24 protein-coding genes, 1 tRNA gene and 1 pseudogene are annotated in these 24,642 nt (G+C 60.2%); 6 read left to right on the top strand and 20 right to left on the bottom strand.

The window, feature by feature from the left end; genetic code table 11:
- The first annotated feature begins 67 nt into the window (after positions 1-67).
- Positions 68-445: a YgaP family membrane protein gene (locus ASG55_RS03225; RefSeq protein ID WP_056783579.1), complete on the top strand. Its 378-nt coding sequence runs from the start codon at positions 68-70 to the stop codon at positions 443-445.
- Positions 446-566: 121 nt separating this feature from the next.
- On the opposite strand, the gene ASG55_RS03220 is transcribed toward ASG55_RS03225, so the two are convergent.
- The 5 genes from ASG55_RS03220 to ASG55_RS03200 all read right to left on the bottom strand — a co-directional run bounded on the left by ASG55_RS03220 (position 567) and on the right by ASG55_RS03200 (position 5,545).
- Positions 567-1,016, bottom strand: a complete 450-nt coding sequence (locus ASG55_RS03220; protein WP_016771232.1) for a YcgN family cysteine cluster protein — start codon at positions 1,014-1,016, stop codon at positions 567-569.
- Between the two features lie 254 nt (positions 1,017-1,270).
- On the bottom strand, positions 1,271-2,203 hold the full coding sequence (locus ASG55_RS03215) for a D-2-hydroxyacid dehydrogenase (protein WP_041478849.1): 933 nt from the start codon (positions 2,201-2,203) through the stop codon (positions 1,271-1,273).
- A 105-nt stretch (positions 2,204-2,308) separates the two neighbouring features.
- Positions 2,309-2,602 (bottom strand): YcgL domain-containing protein, encoded by a 294-nt coding sequence (locus tag ASG55_RS03210; protein WP_041478850.1) that lies wholly within the window; start codon positions 2,600-2,602, stop codon positions 2,309-2,311.
- The gene (gene rnd / locus ASG55_RS03205) at positions 2,599-3,732 is read right to left on the bottom strand and encodes a ribonuclease D (RefSeq protein ID WP_056783576.1); all 1,134 of its coding nucleotides are present in this window, start codon (positions 3,730-3,732) and stop codon (positions 2,599-2,601) included. The genes ASG55_RS03210 and rnd overlap by 4 nt, the downstream gene beginning before the upstream one ends.
- A gap of 163 nt (positions 3,733-3,895) precedes the next feature.
- Positions 3,896-5,545, bottom strand: coding sequence for a phosphoethanolamine transferase (locus ASG55_RS03200; RefSeq protein ID WP_056783573.1), 1,650 nt, complete (start codon positions 5,543-5,545; stop codon positions 3,896-3,898).
- Between the two features lie 403 nt (positions 5,546-5,948).
- Between ASG55_RS03200 and ASG55_RS03195 the strand changes: the two genes are divergently transcribed.
- The gene (locus ASG55_RS03195) at positions 5,949-7,121 is read left to right on the top strand and encodes a cyanate transporter (protein ID WP_056783570.1); all 1,173 of its coding nucleotides are present in this window, start codon (positions 5,949-5,951) and stop codon (positions 7,119-7,121) included.
- A 176-nt stretch (positions 7,122-7,297) separates the two neighbouring features.
- Positions 7,298-8,233, top strand: a complete 936-nt coding sequence (locus ASG55_RS03190; protein WP_056783567.1) for a LysR family transcriptional regulator — start codon at positions 7,298-7,300, stop codon at positions 8,231-8,233.
- 3 nt (positions 8,234-8,236) lie between these two features.
- Here ASG55_RS03190 and ASG55_RS03185 read toward each other — a convergent pair whose 3' ends face one another.
- The 6 genes from ASG55_RS03185 to ASG55_RS03160 all read right to left on the bottom strand — a co-directional run bounded on the left by ASG55_RS03185 (position 8,237) and on the right by ASG55_RS03160 (position 13,941).
- A complete protein-coding gene (locus ASG55_RS03185) occupies positions 8,237-8,602 on the bottom strand; it encodes a 5-carboxymethyl-2-hydroxymuconate Delta-isomerase (RefSeq protein ID WP_041478855.1) in 366 nt (121 codons plus the stop codon).
- Positions 8,603-8,766: 164 nt separating this feature from the next.
- Entirely contained in the window at positions 8,767-9,687 is a 921-nt protein-coding gene (locus ASG55_RS03180) for a LysR substrate-binding domain-containing protein (RefSeq protein ID WP_056783563.1), read from the bottom strand.
- Positions 9,688-9,776: 89 nt separating this feature from the next.
- Entirely contained in the window at positions 9,777-11,882 is a 2,106-nt protein-coding gene (locus tag ASG55_RS03175; RefSeq protein ID WP_056783561.1) for a DUF6311 domain-containing protein, read from the bottom strand.
- Positions 11,879-12,265, bottom strand: coding sequence for a GtrA family protein (locus ASG55_RS03170; RefSeq protein ID WP_056783558.1), 387 nt, complete (start codon positions 12,263-12,265; stop codon positions 11,879-11,881). Before ASG55_RS03170 ends, ASG55_RS03175 begins: the two co-directional genes overlap by 4 nt.
- Positions 12,262-12,972 carry a class I SAM-dependent methyltransferase gene (locus ASG55_RS03165; RefSeq protein WP_056783555.1) on the bottom strand — a complete coding sequence of 237 codons (711 nt, stop codon included), beginning with the start codon at positions 12,970-12,972 and terminating at the stop codon, positions 12,262-12,264. Before ASG55_RS03165 ends, ASG55_RS03170 begins: the two co-directional genes overlap by 4 nt.
- 3 nt (positions 12,973-12,975) lie before the next feature.
- Positions 12,976-13,941, bottom strand: a complete 966-nt coding sequence (locus tag ASG55_RS03160; RefSeq protein WP_056783552.1) for a glycosyltransferase family 2 protein — start codon at positions 13,939-13,941, stop codon at positions 12,976-12,978.
- 275 nt (positions 13,942-14,216) lie between these two features.
- Between ASG55_RS03160 and ASG55_RS03155 the strand changes: the two genes are divergently transcribed.
- Positions 14,217-14,408: a YegP family protein gene (locus ASG55_RS03155; protein ID WP_016771242.1), complete on the top strand. Its 192-nt coding sequence runs from the start codon at positions 14,217-14,219 to the stop codon at positions 14,406-14,408.
- A gap of 113 nt (positions 14,409-14,521) precedes the next feature.
- Here ASG55_RS03155 and ASG55_RS03150 read toward each other — a convergent pair whose 3' ends face one another.
- Together ASG55_RS03150 and ASG55_RS03145 are read right to left on the bottom strand one after the other, a co-directional pair.
- A complete protein-coding gene (locus ASG55_RS03150; protein WP_041478857.1) occupies positions 14,522-15,499 on the bottom strand; it encodes an SDR family oxidoreductase in 978 nt (325 codons plus the stop codon).
- Between the two features lie 152 nt (positions 15,500-15,651).
- Positions 15,652-17,229 carry a histidine kinase famiy protein gene (locus tag ASG55_RS03145; protein WP_236708151.1) on the bottom strand — a complete coding sequence of 526 codons (1,578 nt, stop codon included), beginning with the start codon at positions 17,227-17,229 and terminating at the stop codon, positions 15,652-15,654.
- 196 nt (positions 17,230-17,425) lie between these two features.
- On the opposite strand from ASG55_RS03145, the gene ASG55_RS03140 reads away from it, so the two are divergent.
- Complete coding sequence (locus ASG55_RS03140; protein ID WP_056783549.1) at positions 17,426-18,424, top strand: ribonuclease Z; 999 nt, start codon at positions 17,426-17,428, stop codon at positions 18,422-18,424.
- A gap of 23 nt (positions 18,425-18,447) precedes the next feature.
- On the opposite strand, the pseudogene ASG55_RS26100 reads toward ASG55_RS03140, so the two are convergent.
- The 7 genes and pseudogenes from ASG55_RS26100 to dapA form a co-directional block, all read right to left on the bottom strand.
- Positions 18,448-18,600 (bottom strand): annotated as a pseudogene (locus ASG55_RS26100) (manganese catalase family protein); the annotation flags it as partial.
- Positions 18,582-19,937 (bottom strand): chromate efflux transporter, encoded by a 1,356-nt coding sequence (gene chrA, locus ASG55_RS03135; protein WP_056783548.1) that lies wholly within the window; start codon positions 19,935-19,937, stop codon positions 18,582-18,584. The gene chrA and the pseudogene ASG55_RS26100, both read right to left, overlap by 19 nt.
- A 119-nt stretch (positions 19,938-20,056) precedes the next feature.
- A tRNA-Ser gene (locus ASG55_RS03130) sits at positions 20,057-20,146 on the bottom strand.
- An 84-nt stretch (positions 20,147-20,230) separates the two neighbouring features.
- On the bottom strand, positions 20,231-20,944 hold the full coding sequence (purC, locus tag ASG55_RS03125) for a phosphoribosylaminoimidazolesuccinocarboxamide synthase (protein ID WP_016771262.1): 714 nt from the start codon (positions 20,942-20,944) through the stop codon (positions 20,231-20,233).
- 28 nt (positions 20,945-20,972) lie between these two features.
- Positions 20,973-21,734, bottom strand: a complete 762-nt coding sequence (locus tag ASG55_RS03120; RefSeq protein ID WP_024012002.1) for an MBL fold metallo-hydrolase — start codon at positions 21,732-21,734, stop codon at positions 20,973-20,975.
- Positions 21,735-21,740: 6 nt separating this feature from the next.
- Positions 21,741-22,856 carry an outer membrane protein assembly factor BamC gene (gene bamC, locus ASG55_RS03115; RefSeq protein WP_056783546.1) on the bottom strand — a complete coding sequence of 372 codons (1,116 nt, stop codon included), beginning with the start codon at positions 22,854-22,856 and terminating at the stop codon, positions 21,741-21,743.
- A 17-nt stretch (positions 22,857-22,873) separates the two neighbouring features.
- On the bottom strand, positions 22,874-23,752 hold the full coding sequence (dapA, locus tag ASG55_RS03110; RefSeq protein WP_016771265.1) for a 4-hydroxy-tetrahydrodipicolinate synthase: 879 nt from the start codon (positions 23,750-23,752) through the stop codon (positions 22,874-22,876).
- A gap of 328 nt (positions 23,753-24,080) precedes the next feature.
- On the opposite strand from dapA, the gene ASG55_RS03105 reads away from it, so the two are divergent.
- Positions 24,081-24,641 carry a glycine cleavage system protein R gene (locus tag ASG55_RS03105; protein WP_024012001.1) on the top strand — a complete coding sequence of 187 codons (561 nt, stop codon included), beginning with the start codon at positions 24,081-24,083 and terminating at the stop codon, positions 24,639-24,641.
- Position 24,642: the final 1 nt, after the last annotated feature.

Below are 24,642 nucleotides of genomic sequence, written 5' to 3'. Positions count from 1 at the left end.
GATGGAACAAGCTGACGGCCCCGGCAGTCAGCTTATCTATCAATCGCACCCTGCCTGGAGATAGATCATGAGCGAGCTCAAACGCGTAGAACGCATCGAATCCACCCCGTTCCAGTCGCCTTCGCACAAGAATGTGCATGGCTGGGAGCGCGTCGGCTCGTTGACCGGCGGCGTGCTGATGGTCGGCAAGGGCCTGCGCCGTGGCGGCGTATTCGGCCTGCTGCAAGTGGCGCTCGGCGGCATGGCCGTGGCCCGTGGCATTACCGGGCACTGCTCGGCGAAAAGCCTGTTGGAAAAAGGCCGTCAGGACATGAACAACGTGCGGGCGAAGATCGAACGCGCCGGGGAAGAACTGAGCAAGTTGAAGACCAATGCCGAAGTGGCCACCGAAACAGCCACCGTCACCGGCAATGATTCGCTGACCTCGCCGAAAGCCGGCGTCTGAGGCTTTAAAGCAAAAGATCGCAGTCTGCGGCAGCTCCTACACGGAATCACATTTTCCATTGTAGGAGCTGCCGAAGGCTGCGATCTCTTGATCTTTACGGATTCAACAACCCACCACCTCATCAACCCGCGCGAAAAATCAGATGATCTTCCCAGTCATCCTCCGGCACGCTGCCTTCGGCGAGCATGCGCCCGGACTGGGAAATCCGCTCATGGTGCACCGCGTCGCGGTCGCCACACACCAGGTGATGCCATAACGGCAGATCCTTGCCCTCGCTGACCAGACGATAACCACAGGTCGGCGGCAGCCACTTGAATTCCTCCGCCTGACCCGGCGTGAGCTGAATGCAGTCAGGGACAAACTTGATCCGGTTCGGATAATCGCTGCACTGGCAGGTTTTCAGATCCAGCAGTTTGCAGGCGATGCGCGTGTAATAGACGCTGTTGTCTTCTTCGTCCTCGAGCTTTTGCAGGCAGCACAGACCGCAGCCGTCGCACAGCGATTCCCATTCCTCGTGATCGAGTTGATCGAGGGTTTTGCGTTTCCAGAACGGTTCGACTATGGCGGCCATGGCTCAAGCATCAACATCAAGGTGGTGAAAAGGCCGCCAGTCTAGTGCCAGCGGGCGCGGGGGCCAAGCGCTGGCGACTGCCGGTAAATCCGCTTGTCCGCACCAGCGCCGCCCGCTGAGCAAACTGGTGGCTACACTTTGAAACCAAAGTGGGAGCGAGCCTGCTCGCGAAAGCGCTGTGTCAGACACGCTGTTGTCGACTGACACGCCCTCTTCGCGAGCAGGCTCGCTCCCACAGTGAAATCGGTGGAGAGTCAGTAACCGCGGGTGAAATCCACCTCGCCGCGCAAAGCTTCACCTGCCTCATACGCTTTCAGGTTCTGCACAAACAAATCCACCATCAGCGCCGGCGAGGTCGGTGCCGAGCTGTGCCCGGTCAGGAGCAAGCCCCATGCGGTCCAGAATGGATGGCGTTGCGGCAATGGCTCCTGACGGCAAACGTCGATCACCGCGCCGGCCAGATGCCCTTCCTTCAAGGCTTCTACCAGATCGGCATCGACCACTGCGACACCACGCCCGGCGTTGATGAACAATCCGGTCGGCTTGAATTGCTTGAACAGCGCCGCGTCGTAGATATCGTGGGTGTGTTCGGTGTTCGGCAGCAGATTGACCACGTAATCCACTTCGCCCACCAGACGCGGAAGATCGGCCAGCGCGCCGACCTCGACAAATGGCGCCTGTTCGCGGGCACTGCTGGCGATACCGTACAGCTCGACGCCGAACGGCCGCAGAAACTGCGCAACGCTCTGGCCGATGTCACCGGTGCCGACGATCAGCACCTTGCGCCCTACCAGACTCTGGCCGCTGCGGTTGTCCCACTTGCGCTCGACCTGGCTGACCAGCCGCGCCAGCACTTCGCGTTCGTGGCCGAGGATGTAGGTCAGCACGTATTCAGCCATGACCTGACCGAAAATCCCCACGGCGCGGGTCAGACGATAGTCGCGGCGCAGGCCGTCGGCGAGCAGCGGCGTGATGCCGGCCCAGGTCGATTGCAGCCATTGCGGTTGATGGCCCTGGCGCAGCAAGGTCGCCAGCAGATCCGGCTGGCCCAGCCACACCGGGCAATCGGCGGCCTGACGCGCCAGTTCGGCGGAGTCGCCGCTGGTCAGGATTTCAAGCTCGGGCAGCGCCTGACGCAGCAGGCGGGCGTATATCGCGTAGTCGTGTTCGGCAATCAGAACGCGCATCTTCAAACCTTTCGCAAACCGTGCAGACAGCCGCCGGGTTCGGGCCGGCCATCGCGGTAAAAACAGTTCCAGGGTTAACCGAGGCCCAGAACAGGGCCTCGCGGGTCAGACCGGGTCGTTGCGTCGCAGCAACTCTTCGGGCAAGTGCTCGATGTACTCGTCCTCGGCCGGTGGCATTTGCAGGTGATAGCCCTGCTTGTCGAGGTTTTCCAGAACCACGGTGATGTCTTCGCTGGCCAGCTTGCGCTCGGGCGACAGCACCAGATCGAAGGAGTGCTTCGCTTTGCCAAAAGCCGTCATCAGCGCTTCCGGCACGCGCTCGAGCGCATCGCTCTTGAGCACGTAGAGATACATGCCGCTGCGCTTGGAGCTTTGGTAGATGGAGCAAATACGTTTCAAGGCTGTTCTCCGGCGGTGGCCAGGCTGTCGAGCAGCTTCTGGCCGAGCAATTCGCGGCGCCAGCCACGCAGCGAATCGGGCAATTGGTAAGGCCCCTCGGGGAAGCCGCTTTTGACCAGGGCTTCGAGGGTTTTCTTGCGCAGCATCAGTTCCGGGGCAATACCCAGGCGTTCGGCCTCGGCCTGACCCAGCGCGCGCAGTTGCTTGATCAGCGCAGCGGCTTCGATCGGCAACGGCTCCGGCACTGCCGGCGGCCATTGATCTGGCCCCACACTGCCAGAGCGCTTGATCAGATCAAGCAGAAACTGACCGTCCTGACGTACGGTACGCGGGTGCATGTCTTCAATCTTGCCCAGCGCCGCGAGGTTATCCGGCTGCGTGCGGGCCAAGGGCCACAGCGAGTGTTCACGGACGATGCGGTTGCGCGGCAGGTCGCGGGCGCGGGCTTCTTTTTCGCGCCAGGCGCACAGCTCACGCAGCACGGCGAGTTGTGCACGGGACAACTTCCATGCCAGTTTCGCCTCGCGATACACCTCGTAAGGATCGGTTTCGCGGCGCAGGTTGGCGACCAGTTCGGCGCCATCCTCCAGCACCCAGGCGAACTTGTCGTCGGACAGCTTGGGCCGCAACTCGACGAACACCTCGGCCAGATGCACGGCATCTTCGGCGGCATAGCTGATCTGGGTTTCGGACAGCGGGCGCTGCAACCAGTCGGAACGGGTTTCGCCCTTTGGCAGGTCGATGCCGAGCACCTCCTGCACCAGACGCGAGTAGCCCATCGAAAAGCCGAGGTTCAGGTAAGCGGCGGCCAGTTGCGTGTCGAACAGAGGCGCCGGCAGGCTGCCGGTCAGGCGCAACAGTACTTCGAGGTCTTCGCTGCAGGCGTGCAGGACTTTCAGCACCGCCGGGTTTTCCAGCAACTCGGCCAGCGGTTGCCAGGCGTTGATGGTCAGCGGGTCGATCAGGTAGGCGCGTTTGCCGTCGCCGATCTGCAACAGGCCGGCAATCGGATAGAAGGTGTCGACCCGCATGAATTCGGTGTCGAGGGCAACGAACGGCAGCTGCTGCCACTCGGCGCAAAACTGCGCGAGGCTTTCGTTGTCGCGAATCCAGTGAATATCGATAGCCACACGGCTCTCCCTTGAAGAATGGCGCGCAGTATATATCGCCACCGACGATTTACGCGCCTTTGAAGGGCAAGAGCTGTAAGGAAATGTCTTGCCTATCAGCAAGAATAGTCTGACAGCAGAAACAGAAAGGCCCGTCGCATTGGCGCGACGGGCAGGAAACGCTTCACTGCTTGGCCAACACGCCGTCGATCACCGCGCCACGACAGCCGGCAAACATGTCCAAGGCAGGTTGATAGACGCTGCTGCGTACTTCCAGCAGGCCGAGCATCGAGTGGAACAGATTGTCCTGGCTAAGCGGCTTGTCCCGGCTCAGTTGCAGGCAATGGGTGTCGACCGAATAGGCCTTCTGATAGCTGTCAGAGAACCACGCCAGCATCGCTACATGCTTCTGTTGCTCGGGCGCCAGCATATAAGGCGTGCCGTGCAGAAACAGGTTGTACTCGCCCAGCGATTCGCCGTGGTCCGACAGATAGAGCATGGCGGTGTCGACTTTGTCCTGATTGCTGCGCAGCACATCGATCAGGCTCGCCAGCACATGGTCGGTGTAGACCAAGGTGTTGTCGTAACCGTTTACGATACTTTCGCGGCTGCAATTGTTCAGCGCGTTACTTTCACAGACCGGAGTGAAGTGTTCGTACTCCTTGGGATACCGCTTGAAGTAGTCCGGGCCGTGACTGCCCATCTGGTGCAGAACCAGGACGGTGTCCTTGTCCAAGTGATCGATAAAACTTTGCAGCCCTTGCAGGAGGATTTCATCGCGACATTCGCTGTTGGCGCACAACGCCGGGTCTTGCAACTTGCTGACATCCTGCACCGTGACGCGGTCGCAAGTGCCTTTGCAGCCGGACTGGTTATCGCGCCAGATCACATCAATGCCGGCGCGCTTGAGCACATCGAGCAAGCCTTCTTCGTTCTTGGCCTTGCTGGCGTTGTAATCCTTGCGGCCCATGTTGGAGAACATGCACGGTACCGAGACTGCGGTTTCCGTGCCGCAGGAATGCACGTCAGTGAAGGCGATCAGGCCAGCCTCTTTGTCCAGTTGCGGGGTGGTGTCTCGGTCGTAACCGAGAATGCCGAAGTTCTGCGCTCGCGCACTTTCCCCCACTACCAGCACGGTGAGGGATTTGCGTGGCTGTAGCTGCAAGTCGGGGTTGCGCAGGGCATCTTCGCCGATCTTGATGAACGGCTGCTGCGCCGAGACAACTTGCTCTTGCAGATAACCAATGGATGCGCCGATGTAATTGCTCGGCACCAGCATCAGGCGAATTTCGTGGTGATTGCGAAACAGCGACGACAACCCTTGATAGTTGGCCAATGCCACAACACCGATTACCGCCGCCGAGGCAACACTGACAATAACTTTGCTGAACAACTCGCGATGCCAGCGCCGATAATTGACCGGTACCTTCCACAACAACAAACACGGCAAAACACCCAGCAAGAGAATATAAGCGAACAACTTCAACGAAAGCAGATCACGCACTTCCGTCGCGTTGGTCTCGGCAAAGTTGCGCAACATGCCCGCATCAATCATGACGCCATATTGGCTCATGAAATAAGCCACGCCGGCGCTGACTAAAAACAAAAGAGTCAAAAGTGGTTTAAGCAGTGGCCGGAACGCGAATATCGTCAGCACGATATTGAACGCGGCAAGGATCATCACGCCGAACGCCACGCGCATGGCGATGCCCTTGCCATCGGCGGCGGTGATCTCGAACAGGTGTTGCCAAAGCACCAGATTGAAACCGAGCAACAAAAAGGCGCTGGCAGACAACGTCACCCATTCCGGGCGCACGGCTTTTAACTTCAGCATGATGAGTGACTGTTCCTGAAAGAAGAGCCTCGTCAAGTGTGAAAACTTCATTCACCGAGGCATGCCAAACTTTAGGCAGGCATGGATCAATTTTTCGTGAAAAAGATGCTAATGATTAGTTGCCTCGGAGTACGAACGTGAAAGTTTGCGAGTATTTGAGAATGGTTCAGGGTTTATTCAGTTTCAGGCACTTCACAATGTCCTCTGTGGGAGCGAGCCTGCTCGCGAAAGCGCAATGTCAGCAAATGAATGTCTGTCTGGAGGAACGCATTCGCGAGCAGGCTCGCTCCCACATCGGGACAGGGGTGTTATCGAGTTTTTAGGTCTGGCCCGGGGTTTTCTGATTTGCCGACGCCGGCGACGCCGCGCCTAATCATCAGCCTCTGCACTCAAAGGCCCGCTGATGAATCACTCCCGCCCCGCCGCTTGGCTGATACTCGCGATCATTCTTGTCGCACTTAATCTGCGCCCCTCAATGGCAGCCATCGGGCCGCTGCTGTCGGCGATCCGTAGCGATATCCCGTTGAGCTTCACGCTTGCCTCTTTGCTGACGATGCTGCCGGTCATGGCCATGGGGCTGGCGATGTTCTTCGGCCTGCGCATCAACCAGCGTCTGGGCGAACAACGCACGGTGCTGCTGTCGCTGCTTGTCATCGGGCTGGCGAGCGTGTCACGGCTGTTTATCGATTCTGCAGTCGAGCTGATCGTCAGCGCGATACTGGCCGGTATTGGCATAGCCCTGATTCAGGCATTGATGCCGGCGCTGATCAAGACGCGCTTTGCTGACAACGTGGCGTTGTGCATGGGCATCTACGTGACTTCGATCATGGGCGGCGCCGCGATTGCCGCATCGTTCGCGCCGCTGGTAATGGTGGAGACCGGCAGTTGGCGCATCGGGCTGGCCATCTGGGCGGCGTTGGCATTGGTCGCGTTGCTGGTCTGGTGCTTGCAGCCCGCGCAAGCCCTACCAAGGGTGACCCAGCGGGAATCTTTCATCACGCGCCGTCGCGCCTGGTTGCTGGCGGTTTTCTTTGGCCTCGGTACGGCGTCCTACACCTGCGTCCTCGCCTGGCTGGCCCCGTACTACGTGGAAAAAGGCTGGAGTGAACAAAACGCCGGGTTGATGTTGGGTTTTCTTACAGCGATGGAGGTCATTTCCGGGCTGGTAGTGCCCGCGATTGCCAATCGCAGCCGTGACCGGCGTGGGATATTGGCGGCTCTGCTGTTGCTGATCATCGGCGGTTTCTGCGGGCTGATTCTCGCCCCGCTAACTCTGGCCCTGTTATGGCCCTGTCTGTTGGGGTTGGGGATTGGCGGTCTGTTTCCGATGAGCCTGATCGTCGCGCTGGATCACTGCGACGAGCCGCAGCGCGCCGGTGGCCTGACCGCGTTTGTACAGGGGATCGGTTATCTGATCGCAGGACTGTCGCCGCTGTTGGCAGGGATCATTCGCGATCGGCTGGGCAGTTTCGAAGGTGCGTGGTGGGCGCTGACTGCGGTAATGGTGCTCATGCTGCTGATGGTTGTGCGCTTCAACCCTCGCGACTACACACGTCGCTTGCCCTGCCCGGGCTAGAGGCCTCTGGCCATCTTATGCGCACGAGATTGGCAACGTCGTGTTGCTAAAAGTTTCTGTCCCACATGTGTCCGTGAAATGTCCTACGAGGGTTTCTCCTGGCACCATCGTTCCGTTAGGATCGTACGCACACGTTTGCGCGAATTCTGCGCAAGGGGCACAGCGAGACGGAACTCATGCTGAACAGTAATTTGCTTCGCAAGCTCGATATGCAGGACTTGATGGTATTCGTCGCCGTGTACGAGCAGAGCAGTGTCACCGATGTCTCGGAAACCCTGTTCGTCAGCCAGTCCACCGTCAGTTATTGCCTGAAGAAACTGCGCACCAGTTTCGAAGACGAACTGTTCATCAACACCCGCACCGGCATGCGCCCGACCTACAAGGCCTGCAGCATGTACGGCCATGTGCAGAAAATCCTCGAAAGCATCAACCTCTGCCACGCCGGTGCCCCGGCTTTCGACCCGAGCCGGCAGGCGGTGACTTTCAACATCTGCGCCCCGGAATACTTCGAGCAATTGATTCTGCCGCGACTGTTGAAGCGCTTCGATTTCGACGACTTGCCAGTGATGGTCAACATGCACAAGTTTGAAACCGACGTGCCGGCCGAAGAGTTGCGCGACGGCAGCCTCGATCTGGTGATCAGTTTCGGCCCGCACTTTCACCGCCAGCATGCGGATCTGAAATCACGGATGTTGCTGGAAGATGACCTGGTCTGCGTCTTCGACAAACGCGCCACGCCACTCGAACCGCGCCTGAGCCTGCAAGCATTCACCGAACGTCGGCATGTGTTTCCAACGCCGTGGACTTCAAGCACCAACATGGTCGACGGCTGGCTCGCACGGCAAGCGCAAAAACGTCAGATTGTCGCGCGATCGAACAGCTACAGCGCCGCGTTGAAGATGATCACCGGCACCGATTTCATCCTCACCCTGCCCCGGCGTATCCAGCGTCTGCTGACCAACGACGCAGTGTTCAACCACTGCGAGGCGCCCAACGGCCTGCCGGGTTTCACCCTCGACATGCAGTGGAGCCAGAACGCCGATCAGGACAGCGCCAACGTCTGGCTGCGCGAGCAGGTGATTCAGGTGTGCAGCGAGCTGGACAACGCCTGAACGTCAGATGCCGATCGCGGCTTTGCTGTACGACTCGCGATCAATGTCGAGCAGTTCGACGCACAGTTGGACTTCGAGCCCGGCCGGCCATTCGCAGAGTTCCTGCAACACCGCCAGCAGACTTTGCGAGAGCTGCTTCTTGATCTCCGCCGAGCGCCCGCTGAGCAAGGCCAGTTTCACATGGACGAAGGCACGCTCGCCCTGCGCCGTGCCGACCTTGAAGTTGTCGATCTTGATCGCGCGGCTCTTGATATCGAACTCCGCGCCGAACTGACCGGAACCGACCAGCGTGTTGTTGAGCCGGATCAGGGCGATGTCAGCGTTCAACTGCGTCAGGTTGGCGGTGTATTCCATGTGCAGGTGTGGCATTGCGGATCTCCAGTCGGCGGATGCGGGGCGTACATATACCACAATCACACAGCGTCATTTGTGGGAGCGAGCCTGCTCGCGAAAGCGTCCTTTCAGTTTGCACACCCGCGCCTGCTGAACCGCTTCGCGAGCAGGCTCGCTCCCACAGGGATACGTGGCATCTGTTAGATCTGAATAAGCGGCCGTTCACTCATGAATGCTTCCAGCCGCGAGCGCAGCCAGCGTTCGGCAGGGTCGCTGTCGACGTGGCTGAGCCAGACCATCGACAGGTCCAGTGTTGGCGTCTTGAACGGGAACGGTTCCTGGAACAGCGCCCCGGACGCCGCCATCGCCGCTGCGGTGTAATCCGGCAGGCTGGCGATCAGGTCGGTGCCGGCCAGCAAAGCCGGCAGTGCGCTGTACTGCGGCACCGACAACACCACCTGCCGCGTGCGGCCCAGTTCCGCCAGCCACTCATCGGCGTAACCGCTGACATTGGCCGTGTGTGACACCAGCACATGCGGGCGAGCGCAATATTCGTCGAGGGTCAGCGGCGTATCAGAGGCATCGGCGCGCAGGATGCTTGGCTGGATATGCCGCAGCAGTTTGCGTTTGGCGTTGGCCGGCAGGCCACGGGTCTGGCTGATGCCGACGGTGATATCGCCGGCAGCGAGCAGGTCGGGAATGCGCCAGTAATCGACATGCTGCACCACGAACACCACGCTCGGCGCCTCTTGGCGCAACGCGCGCAACAGCGGCGGCAGCAGGCCGAATTCGACGTCGTCGGACAGGCCGATGCGAAAGGTCATGGTGCTGGTGGCGGGATCGAAATCGCGGGTCAGGCTCAACGCCGCCGAGAGTGAATCCAGTGCCGGTTTGAGGTGGCGGTAAATATCTTCGGCACGGGCCGTCGGCTCCATGCGATGGCCGACGCGGATGAACAGCGGATCGTTGAGCATCGTGCGCAAACGGTTGAGCGCCGAGCTGATGGTCGGCTGGCCAAGAAACAGCTTCTCCGCCGCGCGGGTTACGTTGCGTTCGAGCATCAGGGTCTCGAACACCACCATCAGGTTGATGTCGGCCTTGCGTAGTTCATTGCGGTTCATCCATTGCCCCTGCTCCCCGGAATAGCGGCAGTGTAGAAAGGCCCAAGAACCGCGTCTATGGGCCGCTGCGCCGAACAGTCACTGAAGGGTCAATGAAGCGTCAACGCCAGAATGCCAATGGCCAGTTTGCGCGGATCGAGTCCCATGCCCAGCGCTCTCGGGCTGACGGCATCGGCGTGCTGGAAACGAATCACCAGCACGCCTTCACGCTCAATGCGCTGCTGGACTTCAGCTGGCAGGTCAACGGCGACAACGTTCGCTTCGGCCTTGAGCAAGCGGGTGGAGAGCACCGGCACATCGTTGACGCTAATCTCCAGCCCCTGTTCGGTATGCGACGGCGCAATCAAAGCGTTGGCTTCCAGCACAAATGATCTCACCGGGGCCTCGGGCCGCAGAATGATTTGCGACTCACTGCCCTCGGACCACGTACCCCACGGTTCGCTTTTCGACCATCCGCTGCCGAGGAAAAACGTCGCCAGGCTGGTAACGTTGAAGGTCACGCGCTCGTTCGACTTCATTGGCGAAATCAGCGTAAGGGGATCGGCGGCCACGATGGGCGGGCAATCGGCGCAACGCTTCCAGCCGGGCGCCAGCACGTTCAAACCGTCGATTCTGGCGAGTACGTCAGTCTCGCGATTGAGCGTCAGCGCGGCCGGCAGCACAGTGCGGCTATCGAGTACATACAACGTATCGGCGGCGTATTGACCAGAGCTGACCATCTGGTCGGCCACAGCCTGGGCCGCCTCGGTGGCCTTGGTACTCATGCGGCCGAGGTAGACCGCATTGGTCGGCAGATGATGGCGTCCCGCATACTCGGCCAGCGTTCGCCACTGCTCCGGATAATTCTCCGGGCGCAGCCAGCGCACCGCCTGATAATGGCGGGCTGCCTGATCCCAGAACGGATCAACCAGTGGCGTCGGCCATTGTGGCGCCGGCGTGGCCATGAACAGGTTGCGCGACTCTCCCCAACCGGAACGCGTATCCGCCACTTGCAGCAACAGGGCAATGCTCAGCAGAATCCGTGCCGTGCGCGAAGTATGGCCGCGAATCACCACGTACAGAATGGCGAAAATCGCCATGTACATGACAGGCCAGATCATCCGCCCCGAACCGCGAAAAATCGTCGCCACCGCCACCACCGCATCCGGCAGCGGGATGTGCAACTCGAATGGGCCGACCCCGATGTTGTTGGAAAACGCAAACAGCGCCAGGCCGGCGAGCGCGAGCAACAGCAACGGGTAGCGACGTGGCTTGAGGTGAACATCCGTGCCGCGTTGCAGCCATGCCGCGAAGGCGCAGATGAACAGGAACACCACACCCAAACCAAGGAAAGCAAAACCGTCACCATCGCCCAACACACCGGGCATGTCGCGCAGGGCAAACGACCAGGTTCCCGGGTCGAAAAAGCTCAGCACATTGGCGCGGAACAGACCGTAGCCCATCAGTGCCAGACCGTCATCGCCGACGCTGAAGTAGCCCGCCTGCCAGCAACACAGACTCACCAGCAAAAACAGACCGATCAGTTCGGCCACAGCTTTGCGCGGCGCCAGATGTCGCCGCAGGGTGTGTGCTGCGAGATCGGCGAGCCAGATCAGCGCAATCATCGCCAGCAAATAGGCGTGAATCAGCGCGGCCGCCGCCAGCAACGTTCCCCAGGCCAGAGAGCGCTTGGGCGTGAAGGGCCGCAGCGCCAGGTACAGCGCGGCCAGCAACATGAAATGCCCGCCCAGGGACAGGTGCACGCTCATGCGGATCAGCATGGCCGGAACGAATAAAAACAGCCCGGTGCCGAGCAATCGCAGAACCGCGTCGCGGGTCACCAGGCCGAGCAGTTTCCAGGCAAACCAGCTCTGCAGAATGAAGCAGGTCAGCAACCACAGTCCGAAATACTGAAACGGCTCCGGCAACAGCGCCGAAAACGGCTTGAACAGAAAGGCAAACAGCGGATTGGAATCGGAAAAGATCAAGCCATTGCTCAATTCAAGTCCATAAGACGGATTGAGCCCCAGCGGAAAGCTCCATGGCGAGTGCCGGAAAAACACCCAACCCTGGTAATGGGTGGCCGGGTCGCCGTCGCCCAGCCAGACAATGTTCATCGGATTCAACGCCCGTGGGCCGACCACGATAAAAAAGGCCAGAATGCCTAGCAGCACAGGCAACAGCGCAGCCGCCCGAGAGGTTGAGCAAAGCTTCATCGATACGTCCAGAAATTATGCAAAACGAATGTGAACGCCGGCACCGTCAGGGCCACGGCGCCGATCCCGAGCAGATAATGCAACCCAGCCATTTGCGCCGCCCAGGCAACCAGCATCGCCAATAGAAAACCGCCCGCCGAGACCGACACAAAGCGCAGTAATGTGCGCCCGTGCAGGCGAGCTGAAAAGCTCCAGGTGGTATTGATCACATAAGACACAACGGTCGCCACGGCAAAGGCGAAACCATTGGCCAGCGGCGGTTCGGGCGCGATGAAGCGGATGAACATCACGGCCACCAGCGCATGCAGCGCAGTGACGAACAGCCCGGTCAGGGCAAAGCGCAGACCACGGCGAACCAACGCTGAACGATCACTGTCGATCACGGTTTCTGCGCCAGCACGAAGACGCTCAAACCGGCCAGCCGGTTGCTGCCCATCAACGGCAACTCCAGTCGGCAAAGAGTCTTGAGCACGCTGTTGACCCACGGGTGATGACGCTTGAGTTGCGACTGCGGCCGTGCGGTTTGCGAACCTTGAGGTATCAGGCGCAACGCTGCGGCGATAGGAAACACCGCACCGAAATAGTAGGCGCCGCGCTGCACGGTCAAACCGGCATCGCCCGCCAGGGTTTCGAATTGCGCGAGGGTGTAGCGGCGCTTGTGCTCAAGAAAATCATCATGACCGCTCCAGAGAAACTGAAACGCCGGCACCGTCATCAGAAAACGACTGCCCGAAGGCACTTTATCGACATAGTTTTTGAGCAGGCCGAGGTCGTCGTCGACATGCTCGAGCACGTCCATCAGTAACACCAGATCGGCATCGATGCTGTCGATGCCGCGGCGGTAATGCACCGGTTTGCCAGCGGTGGTGGCGCTTGAATCGGCGGGGTAACTGATGTCGACGCACCACGCCTCATGCGCGTCGGTGTGGGTCAGCAGATGATGCGAGAAAAACCCCGAGCCGGCACCGACATCGAGTATTCGTCGGATCGGCATGTTACCCAGCAATCGCCGGCTCGCCGCCGCTTTGCAGCAGTAATACCAATGCTCATCGATGCTGTCGCCGAGGATGTCGGTTTCCTTGAGATCCATCTGTCAGTCCTTGGGGTCGTAAACGCGACGCACCAGAAAAACCGGCCGGCGTTTGGATTCGATATAGGTGCGGCCAAGGTATTCGCCGAGTACGCCAATGCCGATCAATTGCAGACCGCCAAGGAACGTGACTGCGACCATCAGCGAGGCATAACCAGGCAAGTCGACACCGTGGATCAGTGTGCGCAGGACAATGAACATGGCGAACGCAAACGACACCAGCGAAACCGTTGCCCCCAGGTAAGTCCAGACCCGCAGCGGCTCGGTGCTGAAACTGGTGATGCCTTCGAGGGCGAAGTTCCACAGCCGCCAGCCATTGAATTTGCTTTGCCCGGCCACGCGCTCGGGGCGCTCGTAGTCGACATGAGTGGTGCGGAAACCGACCCAGGCGAACAGACCTTTCATGAAGCGTCGCGACTCAGGCAGGGTCAGCAAGGCATCGACCACGCAGCGGTCCATCAGGCGGAAGTCGCCAACGTTCTCCGGCAACGGCTGTTCGGCGATGCGGTTGTGCAGGCGATAGAACCAGTGGGCCGAGGTCGATTTGGCCCACGTATCGCTGCGGCGGCTGACACGATGCCCCAGCACCACTTCGTAACCTTCGCGCCAGCGCTCGATCATCTGCAAAATGACTTCCGGCGGGTCCTGCAGATCGGCGTCGATCGGTACCACGATCTTCCCGGTGGCCATTTGCAGACCGGCCGACAACGCCGCTTCCTTGCCGAAGTTGCGGCTTAGATCGACGATGCGCAGACGCGAGTCTTGCCGCTGCCGTTCAAGCAAGCGCTCAAGGGTGGTGTCGGTGCTGCCATCGTTGATGAAGACCAGTTCAAGATCGATCAGTGCCTGCGTCTGAAAGACGTCGTCGATGCGCGAAAGAAAGCTGTCGAGGCTGTCGGCCTCGTTGAAAACGGGGATCACCAGCGACAACGTCACCTGCCCGGCCTGTTGCGTTCCGTGCTCAGTCAAAGGAGTGCTCTTTTTATAGTTTGTCGGTCATCGAAAGTCTTTCGAGGCCATGAGCCGTGCCGTATTAAGCAGCAGCCGGCACGCACGTGCAAGCAGGACACGGCGTCATATCGGCCAATTCGCCGGGCAGTCGCGGCGCTCTGGCCAGCGTCTTTCAGAAACATCCGCGAACGATTGGAAACAAATCCGCGATAGCCAAAAAAACCCGCTGCGCTAGGCTTGCGTCGATGCGCCACACAGGTTGGCGCGCCTTTCTATCGCAGGGAGCGAACCCCATGTATTTCGAAATCTACCGACAAACCCGAGGCACCCCCAGCACTGGCAAAGGCCAGTGGCGCTGGCGTCTGCGTGCGCGCAACCACGAGACGGTGGCCAGTGGTGAGTCATATGTGAACAAGGCTGATTGCCTGCACGTGATTAATCTGATCAAAGCCGTTCAAGGCGAGACGCCGATCAAGGAGATTTGAGCGAAACCACATTCATCAAAGGTGCATGTGCTGCATTTGTTGCTTCCATGCACCCCAGCGCCTCTAGCAGCGCGCGCAGAGATGCGTCGACAGTGGAGCGAAGCGGGAAAGCATCAGAGCTGTAATAGAACCACGCCGACCAATATGGCAATCACTGCCGATATCGCCAGCACTTGCGTCGAGGTCAAGGCCAGCGCTGCATCCCTGGAACGGCCGACGAAGCGGCCGCGAATCTGATGCCGATCCGGCTGCGCTTCGAACAGGTTGTCCGGGTGCTCGTTGTCTTCAGGCTCATTGGTCTGCTGACCGGACCATGCACTTCGCGCCATCAAACGGTCGAGCAGACCGGGCATGACCGACTGCCCAATAATCGCTTTGATCGTCGACCACCCTAGCCACAACTCTCGCGGAGGATGCTTTACCACACTGAAAATCGCCCGTGCCGCTACGTCGGGGTCGTGAATCGGTGGCACAGGTTGGGGACGCTTGGGCAACTTGTTGCGCGCCCAGTCGAACTGCGGGGTATTGATCGCGGGCAATTGCACCATGCACACGCGAATATGGCTGCGCTCATGCAGCAACTCACAGCGCAACGAGTCGGTAAAACCGCGCACGGCAAATTTTGCCCCGCAGTAAGCGGCCTGCAACGGAATGGCCCGATAGGCCAGCGCCGAGCCGACCTGAATGATCAATCCTTTGTTACGCGGACGCATCAACGACAGCGCTGCCAACGTGCCATGAACCGTGCCGAGATAGGTCACCTGAGTGACGCGCTCGATCTCGGCGGCAGACAATTGTTCTATCGGCGAAAGCACCGTGACCATCGCCGCGTTAACCCATACCGCCAGCGGCCCGAGCGCGGTTTCCAGTTGCTGGGCGGCCTGCTGCACGGCGAGCGCATCGGCGACGTCGACGCTGACTGTTTCAACCTGAACGCCATACGCTTGCAGCTCCTCTTGCGTGGCGGCCAGGCCCGCCGGATCACGCGCCAACAGTCCGATGCGGTAGCCCCCAGCGGCAAACCGATGAGCCACCGCGCGCCCGACGCCAGCACTGGCGCCGCTAATCACCACCAAAGATTGCTCCTGCATGAACCGTCCTCGTTGACGCTCAGTCGATCGGCCCGTTATTGATCATCAAGTCATCGCTCACTGCCAACATCTCCTCAGGGATCGGGTCCCTCACTGGTTGTTCAATGCAGTCTTTAGGATGGACGCCGAACGTGCGCCGTCAGTTCGTTTTTTCAGCCGAGCATCGAGCGCAGCTTGCGCAAAAGGTCCACCGGCGCGTAGGGCTTGGCGATCAATTCGAACTCATTGTCAGCCAGCTCATTGGGCGTCGACTCGTCCGCGCAGTACCCGGTCGTCAGCAGGATCTTCATGGCCGAATAGCGCTGGCTGATTTCCCGCGCCAGTGCCAGCCCGTTCATCTCGCCCGGCATGACCAAATCGGTGAATACCAGGTCGTATTCGCTACTCTGCAGCACGGCCAGTGCCTCGCTCGCATCTGCAGCGAGGTCGGTGTGGTAACCCTGTTCGGACAATACAAAGCGCGCCAGTTCAGCGACTTCGGCGCGATCCTCGACGATCAGGATGCGCTCCGTGCCCTTGAGATTTTCTGCGGCTTCAGCGGAGCCAGATGCCGATAGCTGACTGTCATCCGCCGGGAAGAACAGGCGCACCGTGGTGCCGAGTCCCGGCGTCGATTCGATTTTGACCACACCGCCGGATTGCTTGACGAAGCCGTAAACCATCGACAAACCGAGGCCGGCACCATTGCCTTCCTCTTTGGTGGTAAAAAACGGTTCCATCACTTTGTCGAGATCGTCAGCGGCAATGCCCACACCGTTATCGGCAACCGCGATGCAGACGTAACGCCCCGCCGCCAGTCCGCCCTGGTGCGGATCCGTCGAGTCCGGTACATCGACGTTGCGGGTCTGCACGGTGATCGCAGGTTGCTGCTGGTCAACCAGCGCATCGCAGGCGTTGGAGAGCAAATGGTTCAGCGCCATCTCGGCCTGCGCCGGGTCGAGCCGGCAGTTCCACAAGTCCTCGGCCAGTTCGAATCGCGGTTCCAGATCGGCGGATTCATGCGTCGGCAGCGTAGAGCGCTCAAGCAAGGCATTGAGATTGATCACCCGGCCTTCGAGCCGTTGTCGGCGGGAGAATGCCAGCAGATGCTGGGTCAGCAAACGTGCTTTTTCCGCCGCCGCGCGAGCGTGACCGGCGCCTACCACGATGCGTTGCGGATCAATGCTCGGCCGCTTTGCGGTGTGCTGGATCAGCTCAATGTAGCCGATCATCACTTGCAGCAGGTTGTTGAAGTCGTGGGCAATGCCACCGGTCAACTGGCCCAGCGCTTCCATGTTCTCGCTGTAGCGCAGGCCGTCCTCGGCGTCGCGTCGGCGGCTGACGTCCATTTGCGAAGCGAAGAAATACACCAGTTGTCCGCGCTCGTTGAATAGCGGCGCGATGAACAGCTCGTTCCAGAACGACGAGCCGTCCTTGCGATAGTTGAGCACCTCCACGCAGGTTTCGTGTTGATGTTTCAGCGCTTGCTTGACCCGTTGCAACACCGCGCGATCAGTCTGCTCGCCTTGCAGAAACCTGCAGTTGCGCCCGAGCACTTCTTCCAGCTCGTAGCCGCTGAGTTCAAGAAACGCATTGTTGGCAAAAATGATGGGATCGTCGGGCTGCGCTGGATCGGTGACAATCATGGCCATGCGGCTGACCTGCACCGCCGCGAAAAACACATCTTTGCGTTCTTGCGAAAGGGTCGCCGCATCGGCGCGGTCGACGATCGGCCTGGATTTTCTGGGCAAGTTGACCTCCGCTAAGTGACTCCGTTTCGCTGTGACCATCATCAGCGAGCGAAGTGCCAAGGCCAGCCGCCGACAGCGCGGGTGTCCGATGAATTGTCGCAGTCCATCGATGGATCCGAATCGCCTCGCTGATTGTCGAAAGCTCACCGAGAACTGCACGCAATATCTGAAATCCGATCCGCCAGGGAGAACCACCGTGGATTTGTTGTTTCTGGGCACGTCTGCCGGCGTGCCGACCCGCCAGCGCAACGTCAGCGCGACGGCACTGATCGCCTCTGCCGGCAAGGGCTGGTACCTGATCGATTGCGGTGAAGGCACTCAGCATCAGGTGCTGCGCACGCCGCTGTCGCTGAGCGAGTTGCGGGCGATTTTCATCACTCATGTGCATGCCGATCACTGCCTGGGCTTGCCGGGCCTGCTGGCTAGCACCGGCATGTCCGGACGCACGCGACCACTGGACATTATCCTGCCGACAGCGCTGCATCCCTGGCTGAAAATGAGTCTGGAGGTGACGCAATCGTATCTGCCGTTCGAGATCAACCTGCATGCTGTGGAAACGCTTACAGAGTGGCGCAGCGTCAACGTTCAGGTGCAGACCGTCGAGTTGTCGCACCGTGTGCCGTGTCATGGTTATGTGTTCACCGAGTCCGACCCGGAACCGCGTCTGGACGTGCAGCGCCTGGATGCCGAGGGTATCGAACGCGGCCCGCTCTGGGGTCAGTTGGCCCATGGTCAGGACGTGGAGGTTGACGGGCGGATGCTGCACGCTCGCGACTATCTGCTGAGTTCACGACCTGATCGACGCATCATTGTCTGCGGCGATAACGATCGGCCGGCACTGCTGGCCGAAGTGGCGCAATCGGCGGATGTGCTGGTGCATGAAGCGACATTCGTGCAGGCAGCAATCGACCGCGCTCGTGCCAGTTACGGCCACAGCAGCGCCGCCGCTGTCGCTGGATTTGCCGAATCAGCCGGGGTGCGCAATCTGGTGTTGACGCATTTCAGCGCGCGCTATCAGGCCAATCCGGCGGTGAGCCCGTCGATCGAGGATGTGCGCAACGAAGCGGCAGCGCTGTATCACGGCCAACTGATTCTGGCGCGGGATCTGCAGCGCTATCACCTCGACCGTTTGGGGCATTTGCAGCCCGTAGCGATCGAGCGCAAATCTTTGCAAGTCACCAAGATTTCACAGTGATTAACCGGGGCGCGCCGGCTGATGTCAGGCGCGCGCCCCATCAAGCGCTCATAGACGATCTTCGCCCGTGCTTCAGCTGCGATGTTGGAGCGCATGTCGGCGGTAGGCTCACCGACGGTGTCGATATACGCCGCCGTCCATGGCACGCCGGCCGAGACTAACGCAGCAAATGCACCACCAACCCAACCAACGCACAGCCCAGCAACACCTGAATCACTCCGCGTTTGAAGCGAAACAGCGCAATGGCTGCCGCAATGGCGATCAATGCCGAGGGCCAATCCAGGCTGCCGCTGAAACCCTGCGGCCAGAGCACGTGATAGCCGAAGAAACACGCCAGATTGAGAATCACGCCGACCACCGCAGCGGTGATCGCGGTAAGCGGGGCGGTGAATTTGAGTTCGTCGTGCGTCGACTCCACCAGCGGGCCGCCGGCGAGGATGAACAGGAATGAGGGTAGAAAGGTAAACCACGTCACCAGCGCGGCGGCGACCGCTCCGGCGAGGAACACCTGATCGGCGCCGAACACCTGCGTCACATAAGCGCCGACAAAACCGACAAACGCCACCACCATGATCAGCGGCCCCGGTGTGGTTTCGCCCAGCGCCAGGCCGTCGATCATCTGCGTCGGGGTCAGCCAGCCGTAGTGACCGACCGCACCTTGATAGACGTAGGGCAACACTGCGTAAGCTCCACCGAAGGTGAGCAGCGCTGCCTTGGTGAAGAACCAGCTCATCTGCGTCAACGTGCCCTGCCAGCCAAACAGCGCAGTCAACACGCCCATCGGCAATGCCCACAGCGCGGCGCCAATCACGGCGAGCATGGCCAGTTTCGTCCAGCTGAAACGGGCATGGGCCGGTGTTGGCGTGTCGTCGTCGATCAACGCCGGACCGAAAGACTTCTTCGCCGCACTATGCCCGCCGGCTCTGAACCTCTCAGGCGCCAAGCGTCCGCCGAAATAGCCGATTACCGCCGCACCCAAAACGATCAGCGGAAACGGCACATTGAACGCAAAGATCGCCGTAAACGACGCCGCAGCAATCGCCCACAGCCAGTTGTTCTTCAGCGCCCGCGAACCGATCCGATGGGCCGCCTGCACGACGATGGCCGTCACCGCAGGCTTGATCCCGTAAAACAGCCCGGCCACCACCGGCACCTCACCGAAGGCGATATAGAGCCACGACAGGAAAATCAGGATGAACAGCGAAGGCAGCACAAACAACGCCCCGGCCACAATGCCACCCCAGCTTCGATGCATCAGCCAGCCAATGTAGGTCGCCAACTGCTGCGCCTCCGGCCCGGGCAGCAACATGCAATAGTTCAAGGCATGCAGAAAACGCCGCTCGGAAATCCAGCGCCGGCGCTCGACCAGTTCCTGATGCATGATCGAAATCTGCCCGGCCGGCCCGCCGAAACTGATAAAGCCCAGCTTCAACCAGAACCAGAACGCCTCGAGCAAACTCACGCTCTGCGGCCTAACGTCATCATCACCCGCCAACGGCTGAACTTCACTCATCGAGCTGTTCCTTTATGCAGTCGGCAGGTTGTACCCGAAAAGCATTGCGAACAAAACGCCAGAAACGAAAAAGCCCCCGTAATCATCAATGATTACGGGGGCTTCGTCTTGTTCAATAATGGCGGAGAGATAGGGATTCGAACCCTAGGTACCGGTGAAGGTACAACGGATTTCGAATCCGTCCCATTCGGCCACTCTGGCATCTCTCCAACGGCGCGCATCATAACAACACTTTCGTCGGTTGCGAACCCCCCAAACGAAATTTTTTCCGTGCTATCAGATGCTTGCGTCGATTAAAGCGGTACGCCCAGACGAGCGGCGACTTCTTCGTAGGCTTCGATGACGTCACCAAGGCCTTGGCGGAAGCGGTCCTTGTCCATCTTCTTCTTGGTGTCCTTGTCCCACAGACGGCAGCCGTCCGGGCTGAACTCGTCGCCGAGGACGATGGAGCCGTCGCTGAACACGCCGAATTCAAGCTTGAAGTCGACCAGCAGCAGGCCGGCGTCGTCGAACAGTTTGCTCAGGACTTCGTTGACCTTGAGCGACAGTTCCTTCATGCGCGCCAGTTGCTCGGCGGTGCCCCAACCGAATGCCACAACGTGGGATTCGTTGATGAACGGGTCGCCTTTGGCGTCGTCCTTCAAGAACAGTTCGAAGGTGTACGGGTTGAGCTTCATGCCCTCCTCGACGCCCAGACGCTTGACCAGGCTGCCGGCGGCGTAGTTACGCACGACGCATTCCACCGGGATCATGTCGAGCTTCTTCACCAGGCACTCGTTGTCGCCCAGCAGTTTGTCGAATTGGGTCGGCACGCCCGCCGCTTCGAGTTTCTGCATGATGAAGGCGTTGAACTTGTTGTTCACCATACCTTTGCGATCGAGCTGTTCGATGCGCTTGCCGTCGAACGCCGAAGTGTCGTTGCGAAACAGCAGGATCAAGCGGTCAGCGTCGTCGGTCTTGTAAACCGATTTGGCTTTGCCGCGGTAGAGTTCTTCACGTTTTTCCATGATGGGCTCCGCTTGCTAAGTAGGTGGGCTAGGCGATGTGGCGCCAGTCGAGCCCTGAATCTTGATCGGCCAGTTGCAGCCAGTCCGGGTCGCACCCGAGGGTGTCGACAAAACATTGCCGGGCCAGCTGCGGCAGGTTGTTCTTGCTGCTCAGATGGGCCAGCACCAGGTGTTGCAAGCCCTGCCAGCCCAACTCGGCCACCAGGAATGCCGCCTGATGGTTGTTCAGATGTCCGCGTTCGCCGCCCACCCGCTGCTTGAGAAAGTACGGGTAGTGACCACGGGCCAGCATGTCGCGGCAATGGTTGGACTCGATCATCAATGCATCGAGGTCCCGATAGCCATCCAGCACCCGCTCGCAGAACGATCCCAGGTCGGTCAGCAGGCCGAAGCGCCGCTGTTCCTGATCGCTGAAGACGTACTGGGTCGGCTCCTGCGCGTCATGGGCCACGGCAATGACCCCGACGTTCAGTGCGCCGATCTGCAGTTGCTCGCCGCCGGCGAGAAAGCCTGCCGGTTCCAGCGGTTTGCGCATCCCGCGCAGTGTGCCGCGACTGAGGTAGACCGGCAGATTGTAGCGCCGAGACAGCAAACCCACGCCATGCACGTGGTCGGCATGTTCGTGGGTCACGAGTATCGCGCTCAGTTGCGCCGGGTGCACACCCAGGCGCAACAGACGTCTTTCGGTTTCCCGCAGGGAAAAACCACAATCTACCAGCACGTACGTATCAGCACTGGCGATCAGCGTGCCGTTCCCTTGGCTACCGCTGCCGAGAACGGCAAAACGCATATCGGATCAGCCCAGGTTGTCCTGAATCACGCTCAACACTTTACGCGCGACATCGGCCGGCGCGACGGTGTTGATGTTCTTTTCGACGGTGACCTGGATGTTCTCGCCCACCTTGCTCAGGCGAACCTGATAACGCTCGGCGCGGGCTTCGACTTCTTCCTTGCTCGGCGCACTGCCGAACAGGCTGCTGAAGAAGCCAGGCTTGTCGTCTTTCTTCTCGGCTTTTTCGGCCAGGTTGATGTAGTACAAGCCCAGGCTGCGGTTGATGTCTTCAACGCGCCATTCGCCCTGTTCCAGCGCACGGCCGACGCTCGACCAGGCGCGGTCCAGATCGGTACCGACGTTCAACACCGGGTTGCCGCTGCCGTCTTCGTTCAGGCTGACACGGCTCGGGGCGTCGAAATCACGCGAGGCCAGCATCGACACCGAGCCGCCCTTCTCGGAGGTGCGACTCATGCTCGCGAGCATGTCGTCGACCAGCGCAGCGTCCAGGCCAGTGTTGACCGAACGGTTGGTGAAGGCCACGTCGGCCGTGCTGCCGGCAGGACGCTCGGCGCTGACTACGTAGATTTCACTGGTGTTGCGCTGCACGCCCGGCTCGATACGTACGCGCACACGGGTTTCGCTGTCGCTGGCGATACCGGCCGCACTCAGGCGCTTGGCCATCGAAGCGGACAGCTCGTCGGAGTGCTGCCAGGTAGTGGTGAACTCGCCGGTCTGCGGACGCTGTTCATCCAGACGGAACCCGTTGTCCTGGAAGAACTGCAGCGCCACTGGCCAGACTTCGGCCGGTGGGTGCTGGGCCACGACCCAACGCGTATCACCGCTCTTCTGCAGCGAGTAATCCGTGGCATCGGCAACCGACGACAGCGGCTGAGGACGCGGCACGACGTATTCGCCCGTCGCGGTGTCATCGGCCACGTTGCGCGGGATCGGCAACAGCGGATCGAGACGCTTGGCAGTGCTTACATCCGGTGGCAATTGCATCGGTGCAGTCTGTTGCGCTTGCAGGTAATCGCTTCCACGGTCGCGGAAATAACCTTCCGGCCCCCAGACCCATCCGCAGCCACTGGTGCTGGAGATAATCAAGGCAAGTGCGGAAAGTCCGGCCATTCGCTTCATGCGTTGTACTTCCTCAATTAAACCAGGACGTTGCACTGGCGCAGGGCCGAGCGCAGCGTTTCATGACAAGGTGTGCTCAGCCAGGTCAGTGGCAGGCGGATGCCTTCGTGCATCAGGCCCATTTCGACCAAAGCCCACTTCACCGGAATCGGGTTGGCTTCGATGAACAGGTCCTTGTGCAGCGGCATCAGTTTTTCGTTGATTGCGCGTGCGGTATCGGCGTCGCCCTTGAGCGCGGCCTCGCACAGGTCAGCCATTTCGCGCGGGGCGACGTTGGCGGTGACCGAGATGTTGCCTTTGCCGCCCAGCAGGATCAGCTCGACAGCAGTCGGATCATCGCCGGACAGCACGATGAAATCCTTGCTCACGCCATCGATGATCGCTTTGGCGCGCTTGAGGTCGCCGGTGGCTTCCTTGATGCCGATGATGTTCGGCACGGTGGACAGGCGAATCACCGTCTCGGCCTGCATGTCGCAGGAGGTGCGGCCGGGAACGTTGTAGAGAATCTGCGGAATGTCGACCGCTTCAGCGATGTGCTTGAAGTGCTGGTACAGGCCTTCCTGGGTCGGCTTGTTGTAATAAGGAACCACCAGCAGGCAGGCATCGGCGCCGGCAGCCTTGGCGTTGCGGGTCAGCTCGACGGCTTCGCGGGTCGAATTTGCGCCGGTGCCGGCGATGACCGGAATGCGCCCGGCAACCTGTTTGACCACGGCTTTGATGACGGCGATGTGCTCTTCTACATCAAGGGTGGCCGACTCGCCGGTAGTACCGACGGCGACGATGGCATGGGTGCCGTTCTTGAGGTGGAAGTCCACGAGTTTGCTGAGGCTGTCCCAGTCAAGACGCCCTTGTGCATCCATGGGAGTGACCAGTGCCACCATACTGCCCGCAATCATGAAACCGCTCCTGCCGGAAAAAGAGAGCGGTAATGGTACTGGCGCCAAGATGCTTGCACAAGCGAAGTACTGCGCCGCTGCCATTCCCCTTGGCGCCGCTTTTCGCTACCCTTCAGACTTTGATCGGTACAGATCAGCTTGTACGCCGGGTTTCAGCCTCCCCTTTCGGCCTCCCAGGCCCCGTTCCTGCGTCGCATCGACGCGCTCCCGCACAGTGGAGCGAGCCGCGAACGCTGGCCGGGGCTCTTTATACGGACCGCCAGAACAGGCACGCCCGGCCACCAATGCCCGTCAACCTACCGACCGCTCATCGCTTTAGGAATGCTGCATGTCCACCCCCACAGTTCGCGAACAATTCCTTGTCATCAGTGCCCTCGGCGCCAACCCCATGGAGCTGACCAACGTCCTGTGCCGCGCCAGCCATGAAAACCGCTGCGCTGTCGTCACCTCTCGCCTGACCCGCCACGGCGAGTGCAGCGCTCTGGTGCTGGAAGTTTCCGGTAGCTGGGACGCCCTCGCGCGCCTCGAAGGCAGCCTGCCATTGCTGGCCAAGCGTCACGCTTTCACCGTCAATGTGGTGCGCAGCGCCGCTCTGGAAAATCGTCCGCAAGCGCTGCCTTACGTGGCTTACGTCAGCTCGGCGTATCGCCCGGACATCATCAATGAGCTGTGCCAGTTCTTCATGGACCATAACGTCGAACTGGAAAACCTCACCTGCGACACTTACCAGGCTCCCCAGACCGGCGGCACCATGCTCAACGCCACGTTCACCGTGACCCTGCCGGCCAACACGCAGATCAGCTGGCTGCGCGATCAGTTCCTCGATTTCGCCGACGCGATGAACCTGGATGCCCTGATCGAGCCTTGGCGCCCACAAAACCCAATGTAAG

It is taken from the genome of Pseudomonas sp. Leaf434, from assembly GCF_001425545.1.
Classification (GTDB): domain Bacteria; phylum Pseudomonadota; class Gammaproteobacteria; order Pseudomonadales; family Pseudomonadaceae; genus Aquipseudomonas; species Aquipseudomonas siliginis.
Note: the sequence above shows the minus strand (reverse complement) of the source record. Positions and strands in the feature narration are given on the sequence as shown.

Coding starts and splice junctions, on each gene's coding strand:
- ASG55_RS03185 (WP_041478855.1), bottom strand. CDS start 8,602: ATGCCACACCTGCACATGGAATACACCGCCAACCTGACGCAGTTGAAC.
- ASG55_RS03180 (WP_056783563.1), bottom strand. CDS start 9,687: ATGAACCGCAATGAACTACGCAAGGCCGACATCAACCTGATGGTGGTG.
- ASG55_RS03190 (WP_056783567.1), top strand. CDS start 7,298: ATGCTGAACAGTAATTTGCTTCGCAAGCTCGATATGCAGGACTTGATG.
- bamC (WP_056783546.1), bottom strand. CDS start 22,856: ATGAAGCGAATGGCCGGACTTTCCGCACTTGCCTTGATTATCTCCAGC.
- ASG55_RS03215 (WP_041478849.1), bottom strand. CDS start 2,203: ATGCGCGTTCTGATTGCCGAACACGACTACGCGATATACGCCCGCCTG.
- dapA (WP_016771265.1), bottom strand. CDS start 23,752: ATGATTGCGGGCAGTATGGTGGCACTGGTCACTCCCATGGATGCACAA.
- ASG55_RS03150 (WP_041478857.1), bottom strand. CDS start 15,499: ATGCAGGAGCAATCTTTGGTGGTGATTAGCGGCGCCAGTGCTGGCGTC.
- chrA (WP_056783548.1), bottom strand. CDS start 19,937: ATGAGTGAAGTTCAGCCGTTGGCGGGTGATGATGACGTTAGGCCGCAG.
- ASG55_RS03165 (WP_056783555.1), bottom strand. CDS start 12,972: ATGGATCTCAAGGAAACCGACATCCTCGGCGACAGCATCGATGAGCAT.
- ASG55_RS03220 (WP_016771232.1), bottom strand. CDS start 1,016: ATGGCCGCCATAGTCGAACCGTTCTGGAAACGCAAAACCCTCGATCAA.
- ASG55_RS03200 (WP_056783573.1), bottom strand. CDS start 5,545: ATGCTGAAGTTAAAAGCCGTGCGCCCGGAATGGGTGACGTTGTCTGCC.
- purC (WP_016771262.1), bottom strand. CDS start 20,944: ATGGAAAAACGTGAAGAACTCTACCGCGGCAAAGCCAAATCGGTTTAC.
- ASG55_RS03105 (WP_024012001.1), top strand. CDS start 24,081: ATGTCCACCCCCACAGTTCGCGAACAATTCCTTGTCATCAGTGCCCTC.
- ASG55_RS03195 (WP_056783570.1), top strand. CDS start 5,949: ATGAATCACTCCCGCCCCGCCGCTTGGCTGATACTCGCGATCATTCTT.
- ASG55_RS03120 (WP_024012002.1), bottom strand. CDS start 21,734: ATGCGTTTTGCCGTTCTCGGCAGCGGTAGCCAAGGGAACGGCACGCTG.
- ASG55_RS03175 (WP_056783561.1), bottom strand. CDS start 11,882: ATGAAGCTTTGCTCAACCTCTCGGGCGGCTGCGCTGTTGCCTGTGCTG.
- ASG55_RS03225 (WP_056783579.1), top strand. CDS start 68: ATGAGCGAGCTCAAACGCGTAGAACGCATCGAATCCACCCCGTTCCAG.
- ASG55_RS03155 (WP_016771242.1), top strand. CDS start 14,217: ATGTATTTCGAAATCTACCGACAAACCCGAGGCACCCCCAGCACTGGC.